The following is a 24,383-nucleotide window of genomic DNA, read 5'->3' as shown; positions in this document are numbered from 1 at the left end:
TAAGATTTTATAGAGGAGATGTATTATATATGAAAAAGAAGAAATTACTTTGGATAGGAATTATAGCAGTAATAAGCACAATAAGTATATCTGGATACATAGTTACGCAACAGGGACAAGCAGTGGAGACTTCAATAGTTGAAAAGGGAGAAATAAAACAATTTATTGAAGACACAGCTACAGTTCAAAGTACTAAGAAGCAGACAGTCTATGTTGAGGGGACAGGAAAAATCGATAGCATAAAAGTTAAGGTAGGTGACACTGTAAAAAAAGATGATATCTTGCTTACAATGGATAAGAAAGACTTAGAATTAAAACTCCAAGATGCGAATTCTAAAATTAAAGCAGCTCAATCACAGCTTTCAGGTACTGATATCTCTAACTATGTAAATAAGATTGAAATTTCAGAGGCAGAGGTTGATAAGGCTAAAGTTTCCTATGAATCAGCATCAAGAAGTTTGAATAATTCAAAAGTACTCTATGAATCCGGTGCCATAAGTAAACAGGAACTAGATAATGTGGAAGATACTTATAAAAATGCAGAAGCTGTTTTGAAATCTTCAAGTAATCAATTAGAAGAGATAAAAAAGGGAACACCTGATTACGTTAAAAATGGTTATGAAGCTGGTGTTGAACAAGCTGTGATTTTAAGGAACAGTATAATGAGAGAGATTGATAAGCAGCAAGTATTATCACCAATTGATGGAATTGTTGTTGAGAATCTTTTGGAGGAAAATGCTATAGTAGTGCCAGGTACAACAGCATTTCTAATAGATAATACTAAAAATTTAGAATTAGAAGCTAACATATTGTCGGATGATATTTATAAGGTTAAAATAGGTAATGAAGTTGAAGTGAGCGGAAAGGCAATAGGAAACTCACTATTAAAAGGCAAAATTATAAAAATAGCACCAGAGGCTAAAAATATAACTTCTTCTTTAGGTGTAAATCAAAAGCGAGTAATGGTCACTATTGAAATTAATGATGATACAGATTTATTAAAGCCTGGCTATGATTTAGACATTAAAATTATCACTGAAATAAAAAGTGATACTTTAGTAATACCTGATAGTTCTGTATTTGATTATAAAGGAGATCCTTGTGTATTTGCTGTAGTTGACGGAAAAACTGTTATAAGGCAAATCAAAAAAGGTATAGAAAGTGAGAAGACAATTGAAGTATTAGGTGGTTTAGAAGAAGGTGAAAGGATAGTATTAAAACCTGATAACAATACAAAAGAGGGAATGAAAGTCAGGGGTTAGAGAGCTATTATTTTAAAGAAAGTGAGGAACATTAGAGTTGTGATAGATAAGTTTGAAAATTTACCAGAAGATAAGAAAAAAAGAATATTAGATTCTGCCATTGAAGAATTTGCAGTGAATGGATATGATAAAGCATCTACAAATTCCATTGTGAAAAAAGCTGATATTTCCAAGGGAATACTATTTCATTATTTTGGGAGCAAGAAGAATCTATTTTTATATCTCTTTGATTATTGTATAAATACTTTGATTGACAAGTATTATTTACTAGATGATATTGAAGCGGAGGATATATTTGAAAGATTCATGAGAGTGAGCATAAAAAAGATGAAAGTAATTCAAGATGAACCTCTTATGAATAAATTAGTATTTTCAGCTATTACTAATATGCCTAAAGATTTAAAGGAAGAGCTTACAGTGAGACATAATAATTATACTTCTAAATACTTACCAGAGTTTTTTGAGAAGGTAGATACAACAAACTTTAAAGAAGGAATTGATTCACAGAAAGCTATAGAGTTAATGATGATGTGTATGGATGGGCTTTCTAGCAAATACATACAGAGGTATAAGGATGTCTCAATGGATGAGGTTATGAATAATTACGATGAGATTATGGAAGACTTTAATAAGTATCTAGATATTTTGAAATTTGGAATTTATAAAAGCGGCGAATCTAAATAATAATTATTAAACGAAGCTTAATATAACTTATTCTTATTAAAGGAATTATTATAATTTATTTTATGACTGGATGGTAAAAATGAAGATTAATGTTAAGGAACTTATATTATTTGGAATATTAGGAGGATTTATTGCAGCGTCTCAGTTTGCGCTAAGTTTTCTTCCTAATATCGAAGTTGTAAGTCTATTCATTATAGTATTTTCATTAATATATAGGAAAAGAACTCTTTATATTGTTTATACTTATGTAGCCATTATGGGAGTCATTTATGGGTTTGGGCTTTGGTGGTTGGGCTATGCAATAATATGGCCACTTCTTAGTGTAATAACTTTTACTTTTATAAATTTCTTTATGGAAAAATATTTAGCGCTAGCTATTTATTCGGGAATTTTTGGATTATCATTTGGATTATTTTTTGCTATTCCTTATGTGATTTTTAGTGGAGTGAATTCTGGGGTGGCATATTGGACAGCAGGACTTCAATTTGACTTAATTCATGGAATAGGAAATTATTTTATTATGATAATTTTAGGGAAAAAGATATATAATTTATTAAATATGTTAAATCACAAATATTTTTTTACATATGTATAGAAAACTTATTGGACTATAAGTACTCAAGGATGGAAACGGAATGGTAAATGTTTATGAATAATTTGATAATATCTTTTAATGTAATAATGCCTTTATTTATTAATATAATATTAGGATATTTTATAAGGAAAATTGGACATTTTCATGGTGATACTGTAAAGAAAATGAATAATGTTACATTCAAAACATTTTTCCCCATATTATTATTCAATAACGTGTATAGTACAAGCTTTAAAGGAACATTTAATTCTAGGCTGATGATTTTTGCAATTAGTATTGTATTAATAAGTTGCGTTTCTCTATGCATCATTATTCCGTTAATCGAGAAAGATAATAGGAAACGAGGAGTTATAATTCAAACAATATTTAGAAGTAATTTTATTCTATTCGCATTACCAATTACTATATCTTTATTTGGAGAGGAAAGTTCTGGTGTTGCAGCATTATTAATTGCAGTAATAATTCCACTATTTAATTTTTTAGCAGTAGTTGTTTTAGAAATTTTTAGAGGTGGAGATATAAATATTAGAAAGATTATCGTGAGTATAATAACTAATCCTCTTATACTAGGATGTTTCGCGGGGATAATTGCAATGGTTATAGGAATCAAATTACCACAAGTACTGGAAAAAACAATTGATGATCTTTCTAAAGTAGCAACTCCGCTAGCACTTATCATTTTAGGTGCATCGTTTAGATTAAATAAAATTAAGAAATATACAAGACAATTACTAATCGGCGCTATAGGAAGATTAATTTTAATCCCAGGTATATTTTTACCTATTGCAATAGGATTAGGTTTTAGAAACGTAGAACTAGCTAATATAATGGTTTTAGTTTCGGCGCCAACGGCTACATCAGCATTTATAATGGCTGAAGAAATGGGAGGGGATGGTGAATTAGCTGGGCAGCTCATCGTATTTACATCTGCATTTTCAATGCTCACCATGTTTTTATGGATATTTCTAATAAAAGAATGTGGCTACATATAATTTAGTTTCAGAATTTAATTATAGTTCCGATTTTACATAAAATAATGATGTGGTAAATATTACTTTATGGTGTTTTTTTATTTGCCACAGTTATTATAGAAAATACATATAAAATGTTTTTATATAAAAGTTTAAAATTATGAAAAGGATAGAAATCCGACTCAATGTTTCCAAGAGAAATATACTTGACATTAAATTATTATGTGATTTAATATGAAGTAAGCATCGTTAGATATGTGGTATACAGTTATTATTAGATTTAATATTTGAAGGTCATAGAAATATGAAAGGTTACTTGAATACGATATTGTTCACGTTAACAATGATGGGAGTTTGAATATTTAAGGTTAAAAGAATATTTAAAAAGCTATAGTGAAAAATATTATTAATATCAATACTTTATTGTTAAATATAAGGTGTTTTATGAGCAAGAATTTATGTTATGGAGGATGAATAATATGTTTTTATTAGATGAAGCAAATAAATGCTTTTTATGCAAAAATTCAAAGTGCAAGGCGAATTGTCCTATTAGTACTCCAATTCCAGAAATTATAGCACTCTATAAAGATGGAAAACTTAAAGAAGCAGGGGAAATATTATTTAATAATAATCCTCTTTCAGTTGTATGTTCAATAGTTTGTCCTCACGAAAATCAATGCGCAGGAAATTGCATAAGAGGGATAAAGCAAGAACCTGTAAAATTTTATGAGATTGAAAAAGAAGTATCAGAAGCATACTTGGATTCAATAAAATTTGAGAATTTACCAAAGAATAAAGATAGAATTGCTATTATAGGTGGTGGACCAGCGGGAATAACAATTGCTTTTTTATTAGCTAAAAGAGGTTTTAAAATAACAATTTTTGATTCCAATGAAAAAATTGGAGGAGTATTAAGGTATGGAATTCCTGAATATAGATTACCTAAGTATTTAATAGATAAGTTGGAAGACAAGCTTATAGAACTAGGAGTAATGATTAGACCTAATACTTTAATAGGACCTGTTGTTAGTATTGATAGATTATTCGAAGAAGGCTATAAGTCAATATTTATTGGAACAGGAGTATGGAACCCTAAAACTTTAAATATCAAAGGGGAGACCTTAGGAAATGCCCATTTCGCTATAGATTATCTTAAATCGCCAGGCGTGTATAGGTTAGGCAAAAGAGTTGCAGTAATAGGTGCAGGAAATGTTGCCATGGACGCAGCTAGAACAGCAAAAAGAAATGGTTGTGAAGAAGTTACAATTATCTATAGAGGTGACTTTGAAAAGATGAGTGCTACCAATAAAGAAATCGAAGAAGCTAGGGAAGACGGAATTAAGTTTAAGTTGTTTAGGTCTCCAATTGAAATAATAGAAAATGGAGTGAAATTAATTAATAAAGAAGAGCAGAGTGAGGGTGTTGAAGAATTTTTTGAGTGCGATTCTACTATTGTTGCAATAAGTCAAACACCTAAAACAAATATAGTTTCTAATACAACAAAACTTGAAACTAATAACTCAGGACTTATCATTGCCGATGAAAGAGGCAATACTACAAGAGCAGGAGTATTTAGTTCTGGAGATGTAGTTACAGGAGCTAAGACTGTGGTTGAAGCAGTAGCATATGCTAAGATAGTTGCTGATGCTATGGAAGAGTATTGTGAGTCACAAAATTCATAGTTTACTACAATAAGGTATTGAGAAGAACCAGAAATACCTTTGATAATATTTAATTAGGTTATCCATGAAATACTTAAAGTGTCATCAATACAAAGAAAGAGAATACATATATGTGGAGCAGGCATTGAAAAATAAGCTGCTACATATCTTAACAGAAAGTTGTTCCACTTTCGCTTGTCCTGTGCTTGTCACAGGAACATGCAGAAGTGGGCGCAACTTTCTGTTTAGATATGTTCAGCGAAATTTTTCACAGTCCTGAGGAACATATATGCATTCTCTTTCGTTTGCTTATTGCCTCACTTTAAGTTCTTCGCAATACATTTATATAGCTAAATGGACTTATACATATGAAAATTTAAGGAAAAATTAATATTGTTTGCATAATCATTAAATTGTAATTATAAACAAATATTGCTAAAATATAGAATGGAAGGAAGGGATAGTTATTATGTATATTAAAAAGAAGCTTACTACCTTTATTTTTTCTATAGTAATAGTATTGAGTTTATTTACAACTTTAGGTGTACAAGCAGCAACTGATGACATAAGAATAGTATCAGATAGTCAAGTCACTGCAAAGCAAGCTAAAGAGTGGGCAAAGTCTAAGGGATCAACAGAACAATTTGTTGATTTAGCAGATCTTTATTTTAAATATTACTCTAGCCATGGAGGGATTAACCCTGCAATTGCTTATGTGCAAGCAGCGAAAGAGACATGCTATGGTAAATTTGGTGGAGTATTAGATGAAAGCTTTCATAACCCTTGCGGGCTAAAGATAGCAACTGGAGGTTCAGATACTGATAAGAGTGCTCATAAAAAATTTAATAGCTGGGATGAAGGTGTAAAAGCACATTTAGATCATCTAGCATTATATGCAGGAGTTAGCGGATACCCAACAAGTAATTCTTATGATGAAAGGCAATTTATAACTATTAAAGGTAAAGCTGAAACAGTAAACTCATTAGGTGGAAACTGGGCACCAAGTCCAACCTATGGTGAAGAGGTAAATCAGTTATATAATGATTTACTTTCATATTCTGGTATAAAAAGTGCAATTGATGCAACAACACAAAATTCTGTAGCTAATAATTCAGGAAAGACAAGTTCAAGTAACACATCCAATGCAAACCCAGGAGTGCCTGAAGTTAAACCAAGTGCATTGAATGCAATTAAAGCTATTGAAGTAAATAGTGCTGACAATAATACAGTAAATATTATGTCAAACATTGGTTGGAAGAATCAAAATGGAGAATGGTATTATTATAGATCAGATAATACAAAGGCTACTGGATGGATAAAACCTGATAATAATTGGTATTATTTAAAGGATAATGGTTCAATGGCTACAGGTTGGATAAATGATAATGGAACATGGTATTATCTAAATGACTCAGGAGCAATTACTAAGGGATGGCTAAGAACAAATAATGATTGTTATTTCCTTCAAGGTGATGGAAGTATGGTTACTGGTCTTGAAGTAATAGACAACAGAATATATTCATTCAATAATAATGGTAATATGGAAAAGGGATGGAAAAGTATCAATGGACATTCATATTATTTTAGCTTAGATGGAAGTATGGCTACTGGCTGGATAAATGATAGTGGTAATAAGTATTATTTGTATGATACAGGAGCTATGGCTAGAGGTTGGGTTAATCTTGATAGCGCATGGTATTATTTTAAGGAAAGCGGAATTATGGCAACTGGATGGATAACATCTGGAAAGGATACATACTATCTTGATATATCAACTGGAAAAATGCTTACTAGTACCACAATAGAAGGCTATAAGATCGGAGCTGACGGGAAGAGGCAAACCTCGTCTAATCAAAATGATAAATATGATCCAAAATCTAATGGTTCAACAAATAATAATTCGTCAGATGACAAAATAACAATAACAGTAGATGCAGGGCACGATTATGGTACTCATAGTGATGGTGGAACTGTAACTACAATAGACGGAATAACATATAGTGAATCAGATTTAGATATTCAGGTGGCAGTTAAGTTAAAAAATGAACTTAAAAAGAGAGGATATAATGTCGTAATGACAAGGGAAAAAGGAGAGAAACCTGATTATGGTTCGATAAATAATAGCCTTGCTCACAGAGTAGAGGTTGCGAATAAGTCAAATTCAAGTTTCTTTATCAGCATACATCATAATGCAGTAGATGGTATACCAACAGTAAAAGGGGTTGAAACTTATTATAGTGTGAAATCTAAAGATACCGAATATGGTGGAGGCATAGATTATGAGAGATTAGAGAAATCTAAAAAAATGGCTAAGGCAATAAATGACAGTATTGCTGAAAAGATTGATACAAATAATAGAGGAGCTAAAAGTGATGAAAGCTCTGCAGTTGGAACTTTGTTTGTACTTAGAAATACTAATATGCCAGCTGTTTTAGTTGAAACAGGATTTATAACAAATGAAGAGGAAGCAAAAAGATGTGCATCTTCTGATGAACAACAAAAGGTGGCAGAAGCTATCGCAGAAGCTATAGAAAGTAACCTTTCATAAAAAATAGTTTAAATCAATAAAACAGTGGTTAGTTCTTATATTTTAAGAATTAAACCGCTGTTTTGTGTTTAAGATTTCAAACTTGTGGTATATACTATATATTAGAAACGAACTTATAGTAATTTTGTTATTACATAAAAGAAAGGTATTTTAGTATGGATAATAAACAGAAGATATTTTATGTTTTAAAAAAATATTATGGTTTTGATACTTTAAGAAGAGGTCAATTTGAGATTATAAATAGTATTTTAAGTGGCTTAGATACATTTTGCCTTATGCCAACAGGTGCCGGAAAATCTATTTGTTATCAAGTACCGGCTATAATTATGCAAGGTGTAACCATAGTAATATCACCTCTAATATCTCTTATGAAAGATCAAGTGGACAATCTACTTGGAGTTGGAATTAAGGCAGCATACATTAACAGTACTCAAAATATGGATACAATTAAAAATATATTAATGGAAGCCTCTTTAGGGGAATATAAGATAATTTATATTTCACCCGAGCGACTTGAGTCTAGAATATTTAAAGATATGATTAAGGATCTTCATATATGTCAAATTGCAATTGATGAGGCACATTGTGTATCACAGTGGGGTCATGATTTTAGGCAAAGTTATTTAGAAATTTCAAGTTTTTATAAAAGTCTAAAGAACAAGCCGGTGATATCAGCATTTACTGCAACAGCTACAAGTGAGGTTAGAGAAGATTCTATAAAGCTTTTAGGCTTAGAAAATCCATATGTATATAGAGGAGATATTAATAGAGACAATTTAAATATTAATATACTCAAGGAAGTGGATAAGCTTGAAACTCTTAAGGATATAATAAGGGAAAATGAAGGGCAGTCAGGAATAGTCTACTGTGCATCACGAAAAGAAGTGGATTATTTACATTACCATTTAAAAGATTTAGGATATAACGTTGGAAAATATCATGGTGGACTTAAAGACGATGAAAAGGAAAAATTCCAGGAAGAATTTTTATACGAAAATTTAGATATAATAATTGCAACTAATGCTTTTGGCATGGGAATAGATAAGTCTAATATTAGGTTTATTATTCATTTTACTTTTCCTCAAAATATAGAATCTTATTACCAAGAAATAGGTAGAGGTGGCAGAGATGGAGAAAAGTGCGATTGTTATTTATTTTATAGTGAATCTGATATAAGTAGGGTCGAATATATAATTAACAAGAGTTCAACGATGAGTAGAAGAGAAATTCAACTTAGGAAATTTCAACTCATGATTGATTATTGCAACTTAAAAGAGTGTTATAGAAAATATATATTAAATTATTTTGGAAATGACAGGAGATTGAGCTATTGCAATAATTGCAGTAATTGTTTGAATGACGATGAATTAAAAGATTTTACTAAGGAAAGCCAGATGATATTATCTACAGTTTTTAGAACAAAGGAGCAATATGGTGTATCAGTTCTTGTGGATATTCTAAAGGGATTTAAGGGGCCAAAGATAATACAAAATAATCTAGATAAGATAACAACTTACGGACTAATGAAAGAATATGGGAATAACTTCATAAAAGATTTAATCAAAAGCTTATTAAATGAAGGATATGTTGACTTAAAAGAAGGTACTTATTCAATGTTAAAGCTAAATGCTAGGTCAATGAGAGTACTGAAAAGTAAAGAAACAGTATTATTTAAAATATTAGATAGCAGAGAGGATATTTTAAATAAAGAGCTATTTGAAGCACTAAAATCATGGAGAAAAGACAAGGCATATAAAGAAAGAATAAAACCATATATAATATTCTCTGATACAAGTTTAATTTCTATCTCCAATAGCAAGCCAAAAACTTTAGATGAATTATTAGAAATCAGAGGAGTTGGAACTAAAAAGATCGAAGCTTATGGAAAAGAATTATTAAGCATAATAAAAAAATGGTGAAAAGGAAGTTAAGCAGTAAAATGTTTAACTTCCTTTTTATTTTATCTTTAAACAATATCGATATTGTGTTCTAAAACCATGTCTACTTAATTAACTACATCACACTATTTAGTTATATTTAATAAGAGAAATAACAATACAACAACTTGTTATTTTTAATTTAATAAAAAATAAATTACGCTAATATTTTGTGAAATTTGTATTAATTTTAATATAATATAAATAATTTTAATTTATATTAAAATAAAATATTGATAAAAATATACGATCAGTATATAATTTAATCATAAAACATAGGTGTATATAAGGAAATAATGAAAAAATTTGTGGGTTTTATTAGATTAAAGAATTTTGTTAAATTAAGCATACATGATTTTGTTTATGAATTACTAAAATATATAAGGAATTATTATTTATATTATTTTTAGATAAGGAGTTTTTTTATGGCAGAAAAAGGTTATATAAATCCAATAGTTATTCAAAGAGCAGATCCATTTGTACATAAACATACTGATGGATATTATTATTTCACGGCATCAGTTCCAGAATATGATCGCATTGAAATAAGAAGATCAAAAACTTTACAAGGCTTAGGAGATGCAGAAGTTTTTACAGCTTGGACTAAACATAACGAAGGTGAAATGAGTCATTTAATATGGGCGCCAGAAATTCATTTTATTAAAGGTAAGTGGTATATATACTTTGCAGCTGCAGGAAATGGAGAAGTTACTGGAATTACATTTAATCATCGTATGTATGTAATTGAAAATGATAATGCTGACCCATTTACTTATAATTGGGTAGAAAAGGGACAGGTTAAGACTGGTTGGGAAACTTTTTCTCTTGATGCAACAACATTTGAACATAAAGACAAGCTATATTATGTATGGGCGCAAGAAGAAGCAGAAGTAGAACCCAAGTCACATTCTAATTTGTATATTGCTGAAATGGAAAATCCATGGACATTAAAGACAAAACCTGTACTTTTGTCAAGACCAGAATTAGAGTGGGAAATAGCAAGATTTTGGGTTAATGAAGGTCCGGCTATATTAAAGAAAAGTGGGAAGATATTTTTAACTTATTCTGCAAGTGCAACTGATGAAAATTATTGTATGGGAATGCTTACGGCATATGAAAACAGCAATCTACTAGATGCTTCCTCTTGGGCAAAGAACCAAGAACCAGTATTTAAAACAGCTTGGGAAAATGGTCAATATGGGCCAGGCCATAATTGTTTTACAGTTTCAGAAGATGGGACTGAAGATATTATAGTATATCATGCTAGAAACTACACTGAAATTGTAGGTGATCCATTGTATGATCCTAATAGACATGCAAGAGTTGAAGTGATTAAGTGGAATGAAGATGGAACACCAAACTTTGGAGTTCCATCAAAAGATGAAAATATTTCAGAACTTCAAAAGATAACTTGCAGAGAAATGAGTCTAGTATAAATATAAAGGTACTGTGTATCACTGAAATATAAAAATACTTGCAGTAAGAGATTAATTTAAGTTTATTTCTAAAAAACGAAATGGAATAAATGTGTTTGCTTCGGTTCCTTGAAGATTTTGCTGGGTGATTCTAATACCACAAGTTGTACCCAAAATGCTTCCCTCAAAACAAGTTCTGAACAAGCATATTTGGAACAACTTATGGTATAAGAATCACAGCCAGCGAAATCTTCTAATGAACACTCCGCAAAAACATTTATTCCATTTCTTTGTTTAGTGTAACTTTAAAACATATCATACTTAAGCAAATATTTTTATATTTCTCTAGTTAGCAATACTTTTAGTGAAGGGATATTCAGGATACTTAATACAATATACATGTAATTTTTAGGCGGATATCTGTGAAATACTTAAAGTTGTAGCAAAACAAAGAAATAGAATACATATATGTATTCTATTTCGTTTGTTGATTGCCTCACTTTAAGTTCTTAGAAATACCTTTAAAGTTAGTATAAATAAAATAAAAAATGTGATAAAATAGTTACTGTTGTATTCAAAATGGTTTATAATAAACATGTAAAGTGGTAGTCAATACTTAAGTTAACTTAATATTGACTATATTTTATGCTAAAATGCATGAATAATTTTTAGTTTTTATTTAAAGAATTTATGTGATAAGTAAAAGGAGTATACAGTTAATGAAATATTTCAATGAGGATATAGAGTCAGTTCTAAAAAAATTAGATGTTAATTTAGATGATGGCTTAAAAGATTCAACAATTAAAGAGAGAACTGAAAAGTATGGAAAAAATGAGTTTACACATAAAAAAGAGGAAAGTATCTTTGTTAATATAAAGAATGCTTTGTTAGAGCCAATGATGCTTATACTTTTAATTGCCGCTTTGGTTAGTGCAATTATTGGAGAATACTATGATGCTATTGGGATTGTATGTGCAGTAGCAATTGGGATAACAATTGGAATAATTACAGAGGGAAAGTCTAAAAAAGCAGCTGAAGCCTTAGCTAAGATGACAGAAGATATCGTTGTAAAAGTTCTAAGAAATGGTACTGTAACTCAAGTTAGTAAAAGTGATTTAGTTCCGGGAGACGTTGTTTATCTAGAAACAGGAGATATGATACCAGCTGATGGAAGATTTATAGAAACAACAGATTTAAAAGTTAGAGAAGACATGCTAACAGGTGAATCTGATGATGTTAAAAAGGATGCTGAAATCATAGTTAACTTAGAAGAAATACAGATTAGTGAAGGCAAAATGGTTCAAGAGCCAATCCCAGCAAAACAAATTAATATGGGATTTGGAGGAACATTAATTGCTTATGGTAAAGCTGTAATGGTCGTAACAGGTATTGGTGATGATACAGAAATGGGAAAAATAGCCCAAACACTTCAAGTTGAGGAAGAAGAAACCCCTCTTCAAAGAAAATTAGGAGACCTAGGTAAAACAATTACTAAAATATCCAGTGTTATAGCAGGTTTACTGTTCATTTTCATGGTAATGAAAATGGTTTTTTCCAATGAATTAGACATAAATACATCAGGAATAATTTCGTTCTTAAATTCTATAGATCCTATTAAAACGGCGTTTGTTGTTTGTATTGCATTAATAGTGGCGGCTGTACCAGAAGGTTTGCCAACTATGATTAATATGACGTTAGCAATTACAATGCAGAAGATGGCCAAAATCAATGCTTTGGTAACCAAAAAGGAAGCCTGTGAAACTATCGGCTCTGTAAGCGTAATTTGTTCAGATAAAACTGGAACTCTAACACAAAATAGAATGACTGTTGAGAATCTATACTTAAATGGAAAATTCTTTGATGACAAGCAAGACATAGATGACTATTTTATAAAGAATTGTCTTGTAAATTCAACAGCTCACATAAGTTTTGAAGAAGATAAGTGGACCTATCTAGGTAATTCAACAGAATGTGCTTTGCTTTCCTATTTGGAAGAATATGATTATAAACAAGAAAGAAAAGAGAGTGAAGTCATCCATCAAATACCTTTTAACTCTAAGAATAAGTTTATGGCAACTATTATGAAAATTAAAGGTATGAATGTAGTGCTGGTAAAGGGGGCTCCAGAGATTCTTTTATCTAATGCTGCCAGTGAAGTTATAAATGAAAAATTTATTCCTTTAGAAGAGAGTAGAAAAAAGGAAATAATGAAAGAAATACAAAAACTGCAAGCTAAGTCTATGAGAATTCTTGGGTTTGGATTTAGAATAATTGATGAAATAGAAGCGGAAGTGGCAATTACAAGTGAAGTGAGTATCTTAGGATCAAATTCATTAAATAGTGATAATAGTTTTGTGTTTAGTGGATTTGTTGCTATAAGGGATCCATTAAGACCGGATGTGGCTAAGGCTATCAATACAGCTAAAATAGCTGGAATTGAAACGAAGATGCTGACCGGAGATAATATTAATACTGCAATTGCAATAGGTGACGAACTAGGAATGTTGAAGAATGGAAAGAAAGCAGTAGAAGCAACGTATATTGATGGATTAAGCGATGACCAATTGAAAAAGGAAATAAAAGATATAGCTATTGTTGCTAGAAGTAAGCCAGAAACAAAGATGAGAATAGTTGAGGCCCTTCAAAGGAATGGAGAAGTAGTTGGAGTAACCGGTGATGGAATAAATGATGCACCTGCATTGACTAAAGCTGATGTGGGAATTGCAATGGGAATATCGGGGTCAGAAGTTTCTAAAAATGCTGCTGATATAATATTAACAGATGATAATTTTACTACGATTATTCATGGAATTAAATGGGGTAGAGGAGTATATCAAAATTTCCAAAGGTTTATACAGTTCCAAATTACAGTAAATATAGTCGCATTTTTAGTTGCAATAATATCTCAAATATTGAATTTTGAAATGCCGTTTACTACAATTCAGTTATTATGGATTAACATAATTATGGATGGGCCTCCAGCATTAGTTTTAGGTTTAGAACCAATTAGGAATAATGTATTTAATAAAAAACCAGTGGACAGAAACTCAAGTATAATTACAAAAACTATGATAACATCCATAATTTTAAATGCTATATACATAACTTTAATTCTGCTTTTACAAATGAAATTCAATATTTTAGGAGCTTCAACAGAAAAAGTAGGAACAGCTAGTGAAATGGAAACTGTCCTATTCGGATTGTTTGCGTTCAGTGCATTATTTAACGCTTTTAATTGCAGAGAATTTGGTATAGATAGCATGTTGCCTAATTTCTTTAAAAATACAATAGCAATAAAGGTGATAATAATAACAGGTTTAGCACAAATATTATTTACACAAATGTTTACTACTTTTTTCAACTCAGTAGCATTATCACCACTAATGTGGGGGAAGGTATTGGGATTAGCTTTTATAATAATAATAATAAATGAAATTGTAAAATTTGTGTTGAGACTAATAAATAAATAATAAAGATCGTAAAAGTATGATATGCTCCCTTCTAGGTAGACAGTTGAAATAATAAAACTGTTTTACTTAGAAGGGAGTAATTTTATGTCTAGAAATATCTTACCTAAAGAAAAACTTCAGGCAGTAAAAGAACATTTAGATGGAAAAGGTAGCTATGATTCTATTGCAAAGAAATATGGGGTGACCAGCGCACCTTTTAGAAAGTGGATTGCTAAATATCGGACTTTCGGAGAAAGCGCATTTATCCGAACTGGACATAATGCATGCTATAGCTCAGCCTTTAAACATAAGGTTGTTAATGCTTATATTTGTGGAGAAGGTTCATTGCAAGAATTAGCCGTAAAATACAAAATTCCATCAAATGATACTATATCTAAATGGGTTTTGAAGTATAATGGTCATGAGAAGCTGAAAGCTTATGGAGCAGGAGGGAAAACGATCATGATCAAAGGAAGAAAAACCACATTTGAAGAACGAGTTGAAATTGTACAATACTGCATTGCACATGAACATAATTATAAAGAAACATCAGAAAAATACCAGATTTCATATCAACAGGCTAGAGGCTATACTGTGAAATATGAAAAGGTTGGAATAGATGGCCTTCAAGACAGGCGCGGGAAGTGTAAACCCGAAGCTGAGATGAATGAATTGGAAAAATTGCGAGCAGAGAACAAGATTTTACGTGCTGAAAAGGAACGAGCTGAAATGGAGGTTTCCTTCTTAAAAAAACTCGAGGAGATAGAAAGGAGGCGGGGCTAAGCCGAGTTCGCCATGAATATATTTATCAGGCAATCAAAGAAGAAAATGCAAAATATAATTATCCTGTGCAAGCCTTATGCAAACTTGGTCGGGTTTCAAGAGCTGGTTACTATAAGTGGCTAAAAAGAGATGTTACCTTGAATGAAAGTGAAAATAGGCTCATTGCTGACAAGATTGAAAAGATTCACGAGAAGAGTCCAGACAAAGGGTATCGACGAATTCGAGATGACCTAGAACGCTATCATGATATCAAAGTGAATGATAAGCGTGTATTGCGTATTTGTCGTAAACTAGATATTCAATCTACCATAAAATATAAGAATAACGGTTGTACTAGACAGGCTAAGAATCCTCAATATATTGCGGAGAACCTTTTAAATCGAGAATTCAGTGCTTCCGCTCCGAATGAAAAATGGCTTACTGATGTAACAGAATTCAAGTATTATGTTCATGGTGAGAAGCGTAAAGTTTACTTAAGTGCTATTTTGGATCTTTATGATCGCCGAATCGTATCTTATGTTATTCGAGATACTAACAATAACTCATTGGTATTTGATACTATAGATGATGCTATTGCGAAAGAACCGAAGGCTCATCCCCTTTTTCATAGTGACAGGGGTTTTCAATATACCAACCGTGTATTTCATCAAAAGCTTACAGATGCAGGAATGACACAAAGTATGTCAAGAGTTGGAAAATGTATTGATAACGGACCGATGGAAGGTTTTTGGGGAATTATCAAGAGAGAGCGATACTACGGAAAACAATTTACAGATAAGATGTCTTTAGTAAAGATGATTGAAGAATATATCGATTATTACAACAATATACGCTTGCAGAGAAATCTTGGTGTATTAACACCGATGGAAAAGCATGAAATATATTTACATGCAGCATAAAAACTGCCAGCAGGTTAGACCCACTGGCAGAAAATTTTTTTATTTTTTTAATTGTCTACTTGACGGGAAGCAGTTCAGTAGAGGTGTTCTTTTTATGTGATGATGCATAAAAGAACACCTTTATTATTGAAGTCAGGAGTTTTCTAAGAAAAAAGTAATAGGCTAATATAAAAGCCATGTTGATTAATAGAATAAATAAGATATAATATAATTGATAATGATTTTCAGTGCAAGTTTAATTAGGTAATTTTAATATAAATAAGTAATAAGAACTAGAAGTTAGAACTAATTCTAGCTAAAATTAAAAGTGAAAACAGTTTTTAAAAACATTATTTCGTGGAGGGGTAAAAGATGAGTAATATATTTAATAGGGATATTTATCATGACATAATAGAAAGTATGACTGCTGCACTTGATGCAAAAGATATTTATACAGCAGGTCATTCAACTAGGGTCGGAAATATGGCTCATAAGTTAGGAGAATTCCTAGGAATAAAATATGAAAAATTGGAAATATTACATATATCAGGACATTTACATGATATCGGAAAAATTGGAGTTCCTGATAATGTTTTAAATAAAACTGGAAAACTTGATTTAGAAGAGTGGGAACTTATGAAGAAACATCCTGAAATTGGGTATAATATCTTAAGTAAGGTAAAAAGTTTGGAGGATATATCTCAAATAGTGTTACATCATCATGAAAAGTGGAATGGAGAAGGTTATCCTGCTGGGTTAAAAAAAGAAGAGATACCAATGTGTTCTAGAATAATATCTGTTTGTGATTCCATAGATGCAATGAGAAGCGATAGACCTTATAGAAAATTAATAAGTGATAGAGATTGCCGTGGCGAAATTATTAAAAATAGTGGAATAATGTATGACCCTAATATAGTTGATTGTATTATTGAGAATTGGGATAGGATAGTAGTAGTACATTATCCAATGGATGTTCAATATTAAATTAAAAAAACGTTAAGTCAGTGATTAGTTAAAATGATAAATTTAAATACTTATATATTTAATACAAGTAAGATATTAAAATCAGTTTAATTTTAATTAATAGTTGTTTAAACAGTATTGAGATTATGGTAATATATGAAATAAGAAACACAAAATAAGTCAATTAGAGGGTGAAAAGAGATGCTTGAAGAAAAAAATAATGATATACGTAGGGAAATTATAAATAGCATGTTTGCTAAATTGGAAGCAAAGGATCTTTATACATATGGTCATTCTACTAGAGTAGGAGATATGGCGTATAATCTTGGAAAAGTTTTGGGAGTAAAAGAAAGAGATTTAAACATAATTCATATTGCAGGCGACTTGCATGATATAGGAAAGATAGGAATTCCAGATAATGTTTTAAATAAACCAGATAGGTTAGAATCCGATGAATGGGAAATGATGAAAAAACATTCTGATATTGGATATGATATTTTAAGCAAGACAAACGCTTTTGAAATTATATCTAAAATAGTTTTATATCATCATGAAAGATGGGATGGAAAGGGATATCCAGAGGGATTAAAGGAAGAAGAGATACCTTTTGCATCAAGAATATTATTAATTTGCGACTCCATAGATGCAATGAAAAGCGATAGGCCTTATCGAAAATCGATTAATGATGAAATATGCATAGAAGAAATAAGAAAAAACAAAGGAATAATGTATGACGCTAAGATAGCGGAATGTATACTCGAAAATTGGGATAGTATAGTAACGAAGCATTATAATTAGAATTGTAGCTATATATAGATTTATCTATAGTATAGTTACAATTTTTTTTATATTAATTTATTTAATATAATAGATTTTTAAGTTATAATCAAATTATTAAATGTTAAAATTTTGAAGTGTGTATTTATATAATCAAAATACTTTATTTAAATATTAAGAGAGAGGATGAGGGAATTATATGATTGAATTTAAAAAAGAAATAATAAATGGTTCATTTATTAAAATCAATAAGCCAAGCAAAAATAATGACTGCATAAATGTGAAAATTAGGTCAAATGATAAAAATGTTAATATAAAATGTACAGGTAAGGGGATTTGGGCGGCTGGAATTATTGTAGCAGTACCGACTGTTGCATGTGTATTGTGTGCTACGGCATCGGTATATCTAGTAGCCCAAATGATATCAAAAAAGAAAAAAGACAAAGAGGAAGATCAAAGTTTAATTAAATAACTTGGTTATCTTATATTATTAGATATATATTTACAAGATAGTAACAAAGATAATTAGGTTTTACAGGGACTTATAATATTTATTATCACGTAAATATATATCTAATTTTAGTATCATAACTTGAGAAATAATCTTTATACATGTAATAAGTTCCCTTGAACCAAGAAATTTAATATTTCTTGTTCGTTTAGAAATATATCACCTATCATTCCGTGAGCTCTGAAAGGTTCGCTGCAACTATGAAAGTCTGAACCAGCCGTGTAAATCCAATTTCTATTTCTAGCCACTTCTAAGAAGTATTCTGTATCTTCATCTGTATTACTGAAATATTTTGCTTCTAAACCATCAAAATTTAATTTTACTATTTCTTGAAAATGATTTTTAGTTAAAAGGACAGGATGTGCTAATATGACCGTAGCTCCAAAAAACTTTAAAATTTCAATTCCAGTTTCCACAGATAACACATCCTTTTTAGATTCAAAATTTATAGATTTTCCTAATAAGCGTTTGATAGATGAGATTTTGTGCCTCTTAACATTTCTTAATATCTCTATGAGAAGTTCATTTTTATAACTATCATCCTTAAAATATCCTAAAACATGTACTCGAGAGTCATTATATCTAGTAGAAAGTTCTACTCCAGGAATGACTTTTATTCCAAGTTGTTTTCCAGATGAAATAGCTTCGTCTATACCATCAGTATTATTATGATCGGTCAACGCAATAATATCCACATTCCTTTTTTTAGATAACATTACTATTTCTTTAGGATTATGTCCTCCATCTGAGAAAGTGGAGTGGATATGAAAATCACCTTTTTTATACATTATAACTCCTATTCAATATTATCTACCCTTCAGTATATGGATTTTTATATTAATTGTTAAACTATATATTTAGTAGATCTAATTTATTATAGAAATAAAAAACAGTTCGGTTTTTTTGAGATAGGGGGAGGCTAATATAGGATAGTAAATGAGGGAAATAGCATAGGATTTCAGAGAAAAGTATAGTTAATTTAAACTATTACATTGTGAAAAGTGGAAGTGAAGTTGTAAAATGTCGAAAATGTGCTAAAATTGTTATAGGGATAAATGTTATAAGTCTTTTAGAATGTGAAAACAATTTTGAAAGGCAACCTTGAATTAAAACTGTAAAAAAGAATTAAATAACAAGGTAAAGGGGATAAACTAATGAAAAAAGCTTTTTTAACGAAGACAATGAGTGCAATTATTGTTGCTACAATTACTACTATATTACCGTTAGGAGTATCGGCCGAATGGAAACAAAACATTGATAAAACGTGGAGCTATACTGAGAGAAATACAATAGCAAAAGGCTGGAGATATATTTCAGGTGAATGGTATTACTTTAATTCAGATGGAAATATGAAGACAGGATGGACTTATGACAGAGGACAATGGTACTATTTAGATAGTTCAGGTGCAATGGAAGAAGGCTGGGTTAATATTAAAGGCACTTGGTATTATTTTGATAGTACTGGTGCAATGAAGACCGGGTGGATTAAGGAAAATGGATACTGGTATTACTTGGATTATCAGGATGGAATGAAAACAGGGACTGTTGAGCTTGGTAGCAGAACATATTATTTTGATAACTCAGGTAGACTACGAAATTATGCTACTGTAAGTGAAGTAACAACATCAACTACTTCAGGCAGCAATCAGCAGACTACACAAACTAGTAATTCTACTAGTTCAGGAGCGACAATATCAGTAAGTGGATTACCGAATTTACCTAAAAATTATTCAGTAAGTGTACAAGCAGCAGCTGAAAATAAAATTCTTGAATTAATGAATCAAAAAAGGACTGAAGCGGGATTGAAAGCATTAGTTATGGATAATACCTTATTACAGGTTGCGAGGTATAAGAGTAATCACATGATACAGTATAACTATTTTGATCATACAACTCCGCAGGGGAATAACTGGACAAGCTGGTTACAAGCAATTGGGTATAAATATACTGCAACTGGAGAAAATATTGCATACAATACTTATGATGCGGTTTATCTATTTACACAATGGTGGAATTCAACAGGCCATAGAGCAAATATGATGAATCCTTCTTACAATAGAGTGGGTATAGGAGTTTTAAATGGAAATGGTAAGTACATGGGAACACAAACTTTTTCAAATTAAGTATTAAGCAGAATAATACATATAATAAATATAATTAAAAAGGTTTGAGTGAGAGTGAAAACTGCTAATTTTTTAAATTAGCAGTTTTTAATTACTCAAAATATAGTATAAAAAATTAAAATAAATAAAGCAAATCTAAACATTTACAAAAGGGGGAGAGGTATTATATAATGAATTCATGCCAATCAATTCATTATGTGTTTCTAGGAGGGATATGTTATGTTAACAATAAGATTATTTTGTGCAGCAGGAATGTCTACAAGCCTTTTGGTTAGTAAAATGAAAGAGGCTGCAAAAAATAAGGGGATTGAAGTTGATATTGAGGCTTTTCCAGAAAGCCAAATGGATAAACATTTAGATAATGTAGATGTTGCATTATTAGGACCACAGGTTGGATACACAATTGCAAAAGCAAGAAGAGTATGTGAACCTAAAGGAATCCCAGTAGATATTATACCAATGGTTGATTACGGAATGATGAATGGTGCGAAAGTACTAGATTTTGCATTAAAATTAGCTAACAAATAGAAAATAAGAAGAGAAAATTAAAAGCATTATTCAAAACACTTTATGAAGAATTTGCATAATTAATAAGAATTATTGTGCAAGATTCCATGTGGTTATAAAGGTAGTAGTATCAAAACCACATGGAAGATTGTAGCTTAAAAAAATAAAATGAAAATGTTAACCCAATATTTCCAAATGATTTTTGCGAAATATTGGGTTTATTAATACAAAAGTAATATATAACAATGTATATCAAATATTAAGTATTGTTGTTTGTTAGTCAAATGCCTCAGGGACTAGATTTATGATTTTTAGTGAATATATTACCTCAAAGCTTTAGCAGATTTGACAATATGTATGTCTATTAAATTAAATATTTATATTGGTTATATTTCTTTATGAAAAAATTATATAAGTTCTTTAATTAACCAACTTTAAAGGTTGACAATTAAAGTATGAAGTGGTAAATTATAAAACAATATAAAGTGAAATTGAATAATTAATATATTAGAGGATATAAAAAGATAGATATAACTAAATACATTATTTTAAATCGTTGAAAAGGAGATAAAACTATATGCGCACTTACAGAGAATCGACGGTGCTGAAAAGTTGATAGAAAGCGGTATAGTAAAAGTAGCCTTTGAGAGTGTGGGTAAAAGGAATTCATAATGATTTTTCTGAGCAAAATTTTTTGTGTAATGGATAAATATTATTTGAAGTTCTCAGTAATTCACAACGTTTGGATTGCGTTATAAATCCGGAATGTGTTTGCATTCTTATAAAGTGGGTGTATTTTCATCAATTAAGGTGGTACCGCAGGAATTAGAATCCTGTCCTTTGCATTAATCAGAGGACAGGATTCTTTATTTTATAAAAATTAAGGAGGGGAAAATTATGAATTTTAATTATGCTGAAAGAATGTCTAATTTAAAGGCTTCAGAAATTAGAGAAATATTAAAGGTTACTCAAAGACCAGAGGTGATATCTTTTGCCGGAGGTCTTCCAGCACCAGAGTTATTTCCTATTGATGAAATAAAGGAAGTTAATAGAATTGTTCTTGAAGAAGATGGAGAAAGTGTTCTTCAATATACAACAACGGAAGGGTATAATCCTTTAAGAGAATGGTGCGCTGATAGAATGAATAAAAGATTGGGGACAAATTTTGAATATGACCACATATTAATTACCCATGGTTCTCAGCAGGCTTTAGACCTTTCGGGAAAAGTATTTCTAAACAAAGGAGATATCGTTTTATGTGAGAGCCCAACATATCTTGCAGCAATAAGTGCATTTAAAGCTTATGAATGTAATTTTATAGAAGTTCCAACAGATGATGATGGCATGATTATCAGTGAATTAGAAGATTTATTAAAAACTACTAAAAATGTTAAAATGATTTATGTTATTCCGGAATTCCAAAACCCAACAGGTAGAACGTGGAGTATTGCAAGAAGAAAAGCCATTGCTGAACTTGTATCAAAATATAATGTAATTGTCCTTGAAGATAATCCGTATGGAGAATTAAGATTTGAAGGAAAAACTCTACCGTCTATAAAATCTTTTGACAATAGTGGACAAGTATTGTGTATGGGAACATTTTCTAAGATATTCTGTCCAGGATATAGGATTGGATGGATTGCAGGGCATAAAGAATTAATACAAAAATATATACTAGTAAAACAATGCACTGATCTTCAATGCAATACTATAGCTCAAAGAGATATAGCTAAATATCTTGAACTTTATGATATTGATAAACATATAGAAAAAATCCGTGAAGTTTATAGGGAACGATGTGATTTGGCATTTAATACAATGGAAAGAGAATTTCCTAAAGAAGTTAAATTTAAAAAGCCTCAAGGTGGATTATTTATGTGGATTGAGCTTCCAAATAAAATAAATGCGAGAGATGTACTTGAAAAGTGTCTTGAAAGGAATGTTGCTTTTGTTCCGGGAGGTTCATTCTTTCCAAATGGTGGGCATGAAAATACTTTCAGAATTAATTTTTCTAATATGCCTAATGAAAGAATTGTTGAAGGAATAAAATGTATTGGAGAAGTTTTGAAAGAGTATATTTAATTTTATAAATATTTATAGTCTATCTTATTAGGAATCATCTTTAGATAAATTTATAGAACATATTAAGGGTATACTAAATATTGTGTAGCGGTTAAATTTATCTAAATTTAAGACTTACTTATAGTCAGTATAACAAGAAAAGATGTTTTATATATAAGCTTATGTAGGATAATGATTGTATATAAGTATATAAGTATATAAGTATAGAAAATAGAGGTTTTATAATAATGAAAGATTGATATTAAGACTAACTTAGCATTATTGGTTTAATTTTGCTATAATAGATAGTATGGGAAGTTTAATAAAAAAGATCAAGGGGATGATTCCAGATGATAAAACTTATCGCATCAGATATGGATGGGACATTGTTAAATGAAAAACATAAAATAGATAAGGAAACAGTTGAAGCTATAAGGAAGGCAGAAGAGTCAGGCATAGTTTTTGCTATTTCTACAGGAAGAGAATATGATACTGTTGAACCGCTTTTAAAAGAGAATAATATAAGATGCCAATGTGTTCTTATGAATGGTGCTGAGTATAGGGATGAAGATGGTAATATATTAGAAGATATAAATATAGAGCTTGAAACTGCGACTAAAATAATAGGAATACTTCAAAAAGAAAAAGTTTCAGCAAGAATATTTACTAATAAAGGAATATATACTACAGATACTAAAGAAGAAGCATTAAAAGAAATGGTATATAGGACATTATCTTTTGAGCCTAATCTTACTTACGAAGAAGCAGAGAAAATTGCCAAAACTCAGCCATATTTTGTACAGCTTAAGTATATTTCGAATTTGGATGAGTTTTTAAAGAGTGGTATGGAAATTAGAAAATTCGTAGCTTTTCATAAAGATGTAGAACTTATAAATAAGATGAAAAAGGTAATAGGACAAATAGAAAGAATTGCTGTATCATCTTCTTTCAGGGATAATATAGAGGTAACTCATATTACTGCACAAAAGGGAATAATACTTGCTAAAGTATCTGAAAAAATGGGATTTAAAAGAGATGAAGTATTAGTACTAGGGGATAGTTTTAATGACTATTCGATGTTTACAGAATTTACGGAATCAGTGGCCATGGGTAATGCAATCCCAGAAATAAAAGAAATTGCAAAGTACATTACTGATACTAATGATAACCTTGGAGTAGCAAAGGCTATCTACAGAGTTTTAGAGGAACAGAAATAAAAAATATACATTTCACTTAAGCGATAATTAATTTATACTTT

19 protein-coding genes are annotated in these 24,383 nt (G+C 30.4%); 18 read left to right on the top strand and 1 reads right to left on the bottom strand.

Going from position 1 to position 24,383, the window contains the following annotated elements; translation table 11 throughout:
• Nucleotides 1–29: 29 nt before the first annotated feature.
• From D2A34_RS03135 to D2A34_RS03070, 14 genes are all read left to right on the top strand, one after another.
• Entirely contained in the window at nucleotides 30–1,262 is a 1,233-nt protein-coding gene (locus D2A34_RS03135) for an efflux RND transporter periplasmic adaptor subunit (protein WP_119365685.1), read from the top strand.
• Between the two features lie 21 nt (nucleotides 1,263–1,283).
• Nucleotides 1,284–1,946, top strand: a complete 663-nt coding sequence (locus tag D2A34_RS03130; RefSeq protein WP_243128218.1) for a TetR/AcrR family transcriptional regulator — start codon at nucleotides 1,284–1,286, stop codon at nucleotides 1,944–1,946.
• 79 nt (nucleotides 1,947–2,025) lie between these two features.
• A complete protein-coding gene (locus D2A34_RS03125) occupies nucleotides 2,026–2,541 on the top strand; it encodes a hypothetical protein (protein WP_079439336.1) in 516 nt (171 codons plus the stop codon).
• Nucleotides 2,542–2,594: 53 nt separating this feature from the next.
• Nucleotides 2,595–3,533 carry an AEC family transporter gene (locus tag D2A34_RS03120; protein ID WP_119365955.1) on the top strand — a complete coding sequence of 313 codons (939 nt, stop codon included), beginning with the start codon at nucleotides 2,595–2,597 and terminating at the stop codon, nucleotides 3,531–3,533.
• Between the two features lie 458 nt (nucleotides 3,534–3,991).
• On the top strand, nucleotides 3,992–5,194 hold the full coding sequence (locus D2A34_RS03115; RefSeq protein ID WP_182629300.1) for an NAD(P)-dependent oxidoreductase: 1,203 nt from the start codon (nucleotides 3,992–3,994) through the stop codon (nucleotides 5,192–5,194).
• A gap of 448 nt (nucleotides 5,195–5,642) precedes the next feature.
• Nucleotides 5,643–7,721, top strand: coding sequence for an N-acetylmuramoyl-L-alanine amidase (locus D2A34_RS03110; protein WP_119365683.1), 2,079 nt, complete (start codon nucleotides 5,643–5,645; stop codon nucleotides 7,719–7,721).
• Nucleotides 7,722–7,876: 155 nt separating this feature from the next.
• Nucleotides 7,877–9,640 carry a DNA helicase RecQ gene (gene recQ, locus D2A34_RS03105; RefSeq protein ID WP_119365682.1) on the top strand — a complete coding sequence of 588 codons (1,764 nt, stop codon included), beginning with the start codon at nucleotides 7,877–7,879 and terminating at the stop codon, nucleotides 9,638–9,640.
• A 443-nt stretch (nucleotides 9,641–10,083) separates the two neighbouring features.
• On the top strand, nucleotides 10,084–11,094 hold the full coding sequence (locus tag D2A34_RS03100; protein WP_079442419.1) for a glycoside hydrolase family 43 protein: 1,011 nt from the start codon (nucleotides 10,084–10,086) through the stop codon (nucleotides 11,092–11,094).
• 698 nt (nucleotides 11,095–11,792) lie between these two features.
• Entirely contained in the window at nucleotides 11,793–14,543 is a 2,751-nt protein-coding gene (locus tag D2A34_RS03095) for a calcium-translocating P-type ATPase, PMCA-type (RefSeq protein WP_079442418.1), read from the top strand.
• Nucleotides 14,544–14,627: 84 nt separating this feature from the next.
• Nucleotides 14,628–15,305: a helix-turn-helix domain-containing protein gene (locus D2A34_RS03090; protein ID WP_119365407.1), complete on the top strand. Its 678-nt coding sequence runs from the start codon at nucleotides 14,628–14,630 to the stop codon at nucleotides 15,303–15,305.
• 20 nt (nucleotides 15,306–15,325) lie between these two features.
• The gene (locus D2A34_RS03085; protein ID WP_119365406.1) at nucleotides 15,326–16,204 is read left to right on the top strand and encodes an IS3 family transposase; all 879 of its coding nucleotides are present in this window, start codon (nucleotides 15,326–15,328) and stop codon (nucleotides 16,202–16,204) included.
• 351 nt (nucleotides 16,205–16,555) lie between these two features.
• On the top strand, nucleotides 16,556–17,167 hold the full coding sequence (locus D2A34_RS03080; protein ID WP_079442476.1) for an HD-GYP domain-containing protein: 612 nt from the start codon (nucleotides 16,556–16,558) through the stop codon (nucleotides 17,165–17,167).
• 180 nt (nucleotides 17,168–17,347) lie between these two features.
• The gene (locus D2A34_RS03075; RefSeq protein WP_079442477.1) at nucleotides 17,348–17,944 is read left to right on the top strand and encodes an HD-GYP domain-containing protein; all 597 of its coding nucleotides are present in this window, start codon (nucleotides 17,348–17,350) and stop codon (nucleotides 17,942–17,944) included.
• A 178-nt stretch (nucleotides 17,945–18,122) separates the two neighbouring features.
• On the top strand, nucleotides 18,123–18,395 hold the full coding sequence (locus tag D2A34_RS03070; RefSeq protein ID WP_079442478.1) for a hypothetical protein: 273 nt from the start codon (nucleotides 18,123–18,125) through the stop codon (nucleotides 18,393–18,395).
• Nucleotides 18,396–18,529: 134 nt separating this feature from the next.
• Here the strand turns inward: D2A34_RS03070 and D2A34_RS03065 are convergent, their stop codons facing one another.
• Nucleotides 18,530–19,222, bottom strand: coding sequence for a PHP domain-containing protein (locus tag D2A34_RS03065; RefSeq protein ID WP_079441592.1), 693 nt, complete (start codon nucleotides 19,220–19,222; stop codon nucleotides 18,530–18,532).
• A 366-nt stretch (nucleotides 19,223–19,588) separates the two neighbouring features.
• Here D2A34_RS03065 and D2A34_RS03060 point away from each other — a divergent pair, with 366 nt between their 5' ends.
• From D2A34_RS03060 to D2A34_RS03045, 4 genes are all read left to right on the top strand, one after another.
• The gene (locus tag D2A34_RS03060) at nucleotides 19,589–20,557 is read left to right on the top strand and encodes a CAP domain-containing protein (protein ID WP_079441593.1); all 969 of its coding nucleotides are present in this window, start codon (nucleotides 19,589–19,591) and stop codon (nucleotides 20,555–20,557) included.
• 219 nt (nucleotides 20,558–20,776) lie between these two features.
• Nucleotides 20,777–21,085, top strand: a complete 309-nt coding sequence (locus D2A34_RS03055; protein WP_079441594.1) for a PTS sugar transporter subunit IIB — start codon at nucleotides 20,777–20,779, stop codon at nucleotides 21,083–21,085.
• 876 nt (nucleotides 21,086–21,961) lie between these two features.
• Nucleotides 21,962–23,146: an aminotransferase-like domain-containing protein gene (locus D2A34_RS03050; protein WP_119365681.1), complete on the top strand. Its 1,185-nt coding sequence runs from the start codon at nucleotides 21,962–21,964 to the stop codon at nucleotides 23,144–23,146.
• Between the two features lie 329 nt (nucleotides 23,147–23,475).
• The gene (locus tag D2A34_RS03045) at nucleotides 23,476–24,342 is read left to right on the top strand and encodes a Cof-type HAD-IIB family hydrolase (protein WP_079441596.1); all 867 of its coding nucleotides are present in this window, start codon (nucleotides 23,476–23,478) and stop codon (nucleotides 24,340–24,342) included.
• Nucleotides 24,343–24,383: the final 41 nt, after the last annotated feature.

The sequence above is a fragment of the Clostridium chromiireducens genome (assembly GCF_003575225.1).
In the GTDB taxonomy this organism is placed as follows: Bacteria; Bacillota; Clostridia; order Clostridiales; family Clostridiaceae; genus Clostridium; species Clostridium chromiireducens.
This window is presented reverse-complemented; position numbering and strand designations above follow the sequence as displayed.